The sequence below is a fragment of the bacterium genome, from assembly GCA_016786595.1.
Lineage (GTDB): Bacteria > Bdellovibrionota_C > UBA2361 > SZUA-149 > JAEUWB01 > JAEUWB01.
The window spans coordinates 21620-27640 of sequence record JAEUWB010000012.1; the positions used below are offsets into that span (position 1 = coordinate 21620).

Sequence of the window (6021 nt, forward strand, 5' to 3'; positions counted from 1 at the left end):
AAATCATTTAATATCATGGAAGAAATTGGCAATGGAATCAACGGGCTCTGCGCTCTAATTCGTCTCGTCGTGGCTGGACAGGAGCTGCCCAGCGCTTTCCGCTTTCACCCGCACTATGAACTCAAAATCCATAGCGCATTGACTCGTAGCCACAATGTCCTTGTGGTTTTTGATCCAGATCAGTTTGCTGGAACTGGGCACATCTACATCGAATTCTTGCGCGAGTTTGGAACTGGGCTGATTCTTATACTGCCTAATCTTGCGATTTGGCATAAGATCAACCCATCTAACGAAGCCTGGGGTCAGCTGTGTACATGCCTTGAAGCCTATGGCTTCTCTGTTCTTGGGAAAAGTGGTGGATATGTCAGTTTTGACAAAGATGGCAATTCTGTCCACACCGGGATTTTACAATTGGGACTGAGACCAGACGATTCAGTATGCGCACTCATTAGCCAAGCCCTGCTGACAACATCACTCACCCATAGATAGTTAAGTTATCAGGTGGAGTTAGCTGACAACTAGCTCTACCTGAATTTCTTGTGTATTTCTTGTTCATTTTTGTTTTTTGTCTGGGTTCAATTTGGGCCGCCTCATTTTCGTAAACCCATCGAGTTTGCTATTTTCTGGACTTATCTGGAAATTTCTACTAAATATCAGCCTCTGTTTAACTCCGGATTATATGCGAGAAATATTCGAACGAATCACAGAACATTTTAAAGTCCCTATTCGCGTCGGTAGTCGTTGTGAAGCGAATATTTTTTATCGCGTCGATCAGCTCTCTCCTGAAGATCTAAAGACCTGCGGGGATTATGTCGCTGAAAGGGTGCTCAAAGTAATTGAACCAAACCTTCCTGAAATAATCATTAACCTCCCTGGCGGCTACACTGGATTTGCAGAGATCCTCGCTCAAGAACTAGCGCTCCCAGGCGAAGAACCAATTGAAGTTATACCCTATGCTAAACTTGATCCCCAAAACGGGAAAAGTTCTTCGATTAGAGGGAAAAATCTGATTCTAGTCAGCGACGTAATTACAACTGCGCGTTCATGCCTTGAAGCGCATACTCGCGTTACAATGTTAAATGCGCGGGTGCTTTGTTGGGCATCACTAATCGACCGCACTTTCGGCCCCGGGCCAGTTCCTGTAGTTGCCTCTTTTACTGGAGATCCAGTCCGCCTACTTGAGGACGTAATCTAAGCTAGATGTCGCTTGGCCTTGCATACCTGGCTGCTTTCTCTGCTGCTTTTTTCTCATCAGCAAAAGATATCGGCAGCAAGTTACTTGCATTGAATATTTCAGGAGCCGCATCTTCCGTAGGATCATTCGTCTACGCCCTACCCTTTTTTCTCATTTTACTAGCATTACTACATGGCTTAGGTTACCCCGTTTTTCAGATTTCTTCTGGTTTTTGGAGCTTAATTATCTTACGAGCACTCTCCGATGCCGTTGGTGAAAGTTGCAAGATGTATGCCTTTAAGCACGGAGAATTTTCCACTGTCTCAATCATTCTCTCCCTGCTGCCGATTTTTGTAGTCGGTCTATCAGTGCTTATTACAAACGATCCTGTTACGCCTGCGCTCTTGATTGGCGCTCTGCTAGTTGTCGCTGCAAGCTTAACTGTGATTTATAAAAATCCCCAAACTCTCAAAGGATCTTGCTTTGCTCTCGGAGCTGTCACCTTCATGGCAACTAATACCTGCCTAGACCGGCTTGCGGTGCAAACTGCGCATCCAGTATTTTCAGGATTTGCCATGACGGCACTAGCCGGATTGTTCACCGCACCACTTTTCCTTTTCGATGGCAGCCCGCGCGAATTACTTAGTGAGCGAAAGGTTCTTGGCACGAGAGGCCTATTTGAAGTCTTATTTATGGCAGCAAAGCTTTCTGCCTTAACAGTATTGCCCGCAACTGTAGTGATGATTTGTATGCGGTCTGCACTAATCATTAACGTAACAACTGGCTTAATTTACTTTCGAGAAGGTGAGGCCAAGCGAAAAATCATCGCGCTACTTTTAGCCCTGGCAGGAATTATTATTGCTTTAATTTAGAACTTAAAGCGAGCTAGTTCTTGACAGATTGTACGTAGATGTGAATATTGCACATCTAAAAACTATGCCTCTACTTACCCGAGCCTCCTATGTTTTATCGTTTTTACCATTTGCACTTGTTGGGATGTGGGCAGGTGGGCTCAGCGCTAGCGACCTAGCTCGCGCTGGAACAATTGTCTGCTGCGGGCTAATCTGCGGCGAACTCCTTGGAAGACAATTTAAATCCACAAATAATTACCCAACCCCACCCACTTCTGAGATCCCAGAACAAGGATTTCCTTCGAACTTTTCTAAAGTTGTCCTACTTTACTACTTGGTCCTGCTTGGCTGCTCACAAATTGCTCAATATTATCTTGGTAGGCAAGGCATCGACTTTGCAATTTTCACACAAGCAATTAACAATTTTGCTAATACCGGAAGCTTCCAAATTTCTCTCGTCGGTAATAACTGGAGCGACTTTATCAGCCATCATTTCGTTCCAATTTTTTCGCTACCGGCTTTGCTTACCTATTTTGGTCTATCGCCACAAATTTCAGGGATTTTAATACATCTGCTTGCAGTTGCTGGTGGCTTAGTCGGATTTTATTATGTTGCACGTGAACTTAAATTTAACGAGCAAAGCGCTTTAGTGCTCACCCTGATTTTAGCGCTAAATCCAACACTACGCGCGGGTTTATTTTGGGAAATTCGTGATGAAATATTAGCACTGCCTTTTTTGGCATTACTAATCCTAGGAATTCTTAAGCAATCTCCCTTATTTTTCTTCCTGGGGTCGGGCATGGCGCTGACTTGTAAGGAAACAATGTTTCTTGCCTATTTTGTATTCTTGCTGACTTATATTTTGTGGAATTATTTTACTGCCAAGCAAGCTTACTCTAAGAACTTTACTTGGCTTGCCTGTCTCTTTGGCCTTGTTTCTTTGGTCGGAATTTATTTTTATTTTGGTCCAGGGCAAGGCGCGATCGGCCGCACTTTTAGTCCGCAAGCTAGGCTCAGTAACCTCAGTCAACTGCTCGAACCGCAAAGCATCAAGAGCAAATTATATTTTACGCTGATTATTTTCCTACCGCTATTATTTAGCCCGCTGTGGAGTAAAAAGGCTTGGATTATTGGCTTACCAGGTTACTTCTTTTTAGCATTAATTCTGATTTCAAATTTTCAGCCGATGTATCATCCCTATAATTATTATGGCGTACTGCCTACATACTTACTTAGCTTCGCCGCACTCGTTGCGATTGCTAACACCAGTCTAAATCGTTTGCCGCCAAATCTAATGCGACTAATCCCAACTCTAGTTTTATGCCTGCAATTTTCTCTCGCGGGAAGATTTCATCCAGCGGCTGACGTAGTTGATTTTCTCCGCACAAAGAATCTCCCTGCTCAAGATGCACTTTTAGCGATAAATTTAGATCGAAAAGTTATTGCTGATGATTTCGACGTTTCACTTTTCATCGAGCATGCACAAGTCACACGACTTTGGAACGCAAATGCAAGGAAAACCGACTGGGACGTAATCGCACTGCGTAAAGGTTTAGCCTATAAGATTAACCCCTTATATCTGAAGCATAGTTATATCTGCAAAGAAAATGCTTCTTGGATTGTTCGCTGTAAGAAGCCAGAACTGTAAAAATTAGAGTTTTAAAAAAACAATTAGTTAGATTTAACTTTTTGTTTGGGCAGATCGAAAGTTGCCGTCTCGGGTTGCTCCCAATGCCCAAACTCAGGGTCAGCGGGGTATTCAATTTGCTCAAGACTATCTTCTAATAGCCAGGCGACTCGCTCGTGATCGGGCGAGATGCCCCGCAAAATTTCAGCGGCTTCACTAACGAGTTTACGCACTGTGTGCAGCTTATCTAAATCATGATACTGTTTTTGAAATAGTGTATTTTGAGCCATAACCAGCAAGCGCCTTACTTTAAATGAATTATAGTTTAAAATGACTAAACTTGGCAAATTGACTCAATTTCAGCGTTTGATAATAAAATTATCCCTGCTCGATGCAGGCGAGTGATTTATAGCTAGACTTTACCGAGAAACGCTCAAATCTGAGAATTTATCTAGGCTTACGCATGAATTTATCTCCTCTATACGCAATCCTCAACTTGGGAAGTGTTGAAAATCCTTACGAATATGGCTGCAAGTTATTAGACCAAAGCTCATCTGCAACTTTGAAATACGTACAAATTCGCTCAAAAGCAGCTCTTCCCGATCAGGATTTATTTGATTTTTGCCAGCGCTTAATTTCCTACAGACAAAGCAAACCTGAGCTTCAGGATGCAAAAATTATCATTAACGATCGAGTCGATATTGCACTAGCTGCTCACGCCGATGGTGTTCACCTTGGTCAAGACGACTTACCGGAAGAGATCGCCAGAAAATTACTTGGTCCTGGCAAAATTATCGGTCTTTCAACTCACACTAACAAACAAGTTACTAAGGCCTGCCTCACAGCAATCGATTACCTTGCACTTGGCCCGATTTTCAGATCAGCTACAAAACAGGGGCATGCAGAAATTGTCGGTCTCGAAACATTAAAAGAAATTTGTCAGCGGACTAGCTTACCTGTTGTTGCAATCGGAGGTATTAATGCTACTAACGCAAAAACTGTCTATGCAGCAGGGGCCGCAAGCGTTGCAGTGGTGTCTGATCTTTATGAAAATCGAGAAACCCTGCACACTCTTTTAGGCAATTATCAACTTGCTTTTGGAAATCCAAAAAGTATTGGTGGATCTTCAAGGTGAAGACCTGCTGCCTTAACTTTATTCCAAACATTCTTGGCGTGCGTCTTCACTTCTTCGTCGAGCATTTCGTGAGCATTTGGTAGGCGAAACACTCCGTCCAATGCTAACAGCGCGTGAATCGAGGGCAATTGATTGCCAGTTAGCTGAGTTTCGATTTCGGTTAGATACGTTTTAATTTCATCTTTTGTCATAGTGGATGCATCTTAAAACAACTAACCCTTGTATTTCAAGAGCATATACAAACTTGGTGGCCAATCTTAACCCTGCTTATGCTTCTCCTTAATTTAAAAAGGGAAAGGTTAAGTACTAAGGATCAGGGGAAGTATAAGTTCAAGCCTAAGAATATAATCGGGAAAGCACTATCCTCATCTAAGATCCTTGATAAAGTTCGAGGAACGGGAATCGACCGAAACCGGACTTTATCAGCGGTCTGGGAGAACGATTTCAACAGCCTCATAATACCGCATCGGATCGTTATCTTCGGGGTCAAACACAAGTGGATCTTTCATAGTAATCGGTTGGACTGCAACTCGCTTAGGATCAATTCCTGAGCGAATAATCTGTGTGGCAATTGCTTCCCCGCGCTTCTTCGCTAAATACTTAGCATAGTCAGACTTTGGATTTGCTGATGTGACATACGAAGCCACAACTAAGCGAGACCAAGGAAAACGGCCACGACTTAAAGAGGTGATTTCTTTAACTAAGCTATCAGCCCCACACTTCAACTTAACGTCGCCAGCATCAAAAAAAACATCGGCTGGATAAATATCTCGATTAGGATGTAAGCGCATCCTGCGCTCCAATTGTTGAGAAAGCACTTGTTGCGCGTAGAGCACTTCTTTCGTTTGACTAGCTTCGGCGTCAAAGCGCAATTGCTCGTCCTCGTTTAAATCTTGTGCTGCCCCATGCATTGCTCCAAGCGCGGCACCAAAGCTGCCGCCCACTAGCACACTCGATGTGGTAGTCGCCCCGACTTGCGCTCCAATCACAGCACCGCTACCCGCACCAACCATCGCACCGTAGAGCGTACCTGCCCCTTGCTTGTCAGGCCCCGGCACTGGACGTGGATTACACCCAACGCAACAAACTAAAAATATGCAGACGAGAATAGAAAACTTCATAAAGTCATTGATTAGCATACACAAAAGAGCTTAAGAAGCATTAAATCAAACTAGCGTTTATTGCCTTGGGGTTGGACACCGCTAAATGCTCGAATCGCCTTTATTTCAGCATC

Annotated in this window: 8 protein-coding genes; 5 read left to right on the forward strand and 3 right to left on the reverse strand. The window is 43.6% G+C overall.

What is annotated here, in order from left to right; all coding sequences use genetic code 11:
• Window positions 1-15: 15 nt before the first annotated feature.
• From JNK13_02975 to JNK13_02990, 4 genes are all read left to right on the forward strand, one after another.
• Window positions 16-489, forward strand: coding sequence for a hypothetical protein (locus JNK13_02975; protein MBL7661695.1), 474 nt, complete (start codon window positions 16-18; stop codon window positions 487-489).
• Between the two features lie 190 nt (window positions 490-679).
• Window positions 680-1195 (forward strand): phosphoribosyltransferase, encoded by a 516-nt coding sequence (locus JNK13_02980; GenBank protein MBL7661696.1) that lies wholly within the window; start codon window positions 680-682, stop codon window positions 1193-1195.
• A 5-nt stretch (window positions 1196-1200) separates the two neighbouring features.
• A complete protein-coding gene (locus JNK13_02985; GenBank protein ID MBL7661697.1) occupies window positions 1201-2046 on the forward strand; it encodes an EamA family transporter in 846 nt (281 codons plus the stop codon).
• A 64-nt stretch (window positions 2047-2110) separates the two neighbouring features.
• Window positions 2111-3673: a DUF2079 domain-containing protein gene (locus JNK13_02990; GenBank protein MBL7661698.1), complete on the forward strand. Its 1563-nt coding sequence runs from the start codon at window positions 2111-2113 to the stop codon at window positions 3671-3673.
• Between the two features lie 23 nt (window positions 3674-3696).
• Here the strand turns inward: JNK13_02990 and JNK13_02995 are convergent, their stop codons facing one another.
• Window positions 3697-3942, reverse strand: a complete 246-nt coding sequence (locus JNK13_02995) for a hypothetical protein (GenBank protein ID MBL7661699.1) — start codon at window positions 3940-3942, stop codon at window positions 3697-3699.
• Between the two features lie 173 nt (window positions 3943-4115).
• On the opposite strand from JNK13_02995, the gene thiE reads away from it, so the two are divergent.
• Window positions 4116-4787: a thiamine phosphate synthase gene (gene thiE, locus JNK13_03000; protein ID MBL7661700.1), complete on the forward strand. Its 672-nt coding sequence runs from the start codon at window positions 4116-4118 to the stop codon at window positions 4785-4787.
• Here the strand turns inward: thiE and JNK13_03005 are convergent.
• Window positions 4739-4978 (reverse strand): hypothetical protein, encoded by a 240-nt coding sequence (locus JNK13_03005; protein MBL7661701.1) that lies wholly within the window; start codon window positions 4976-4978, stop codon window positions 4739-4741. The genes thiE and JNK13_03005 overlap by 49 nt on opposite strands.
• Before the next feature lie 231 nt (window positions 4979-5209).
• Entirely contained in the window at window positions 5210-5908 is a 699-nt protein-coding gene (locus JNK13_03010) for an OmpA family protein (GenBank protein ID MBL7661702.1), read from the reverse strand.
• Window positions 5909-6021: the final 113 nt, after the last annotated feature.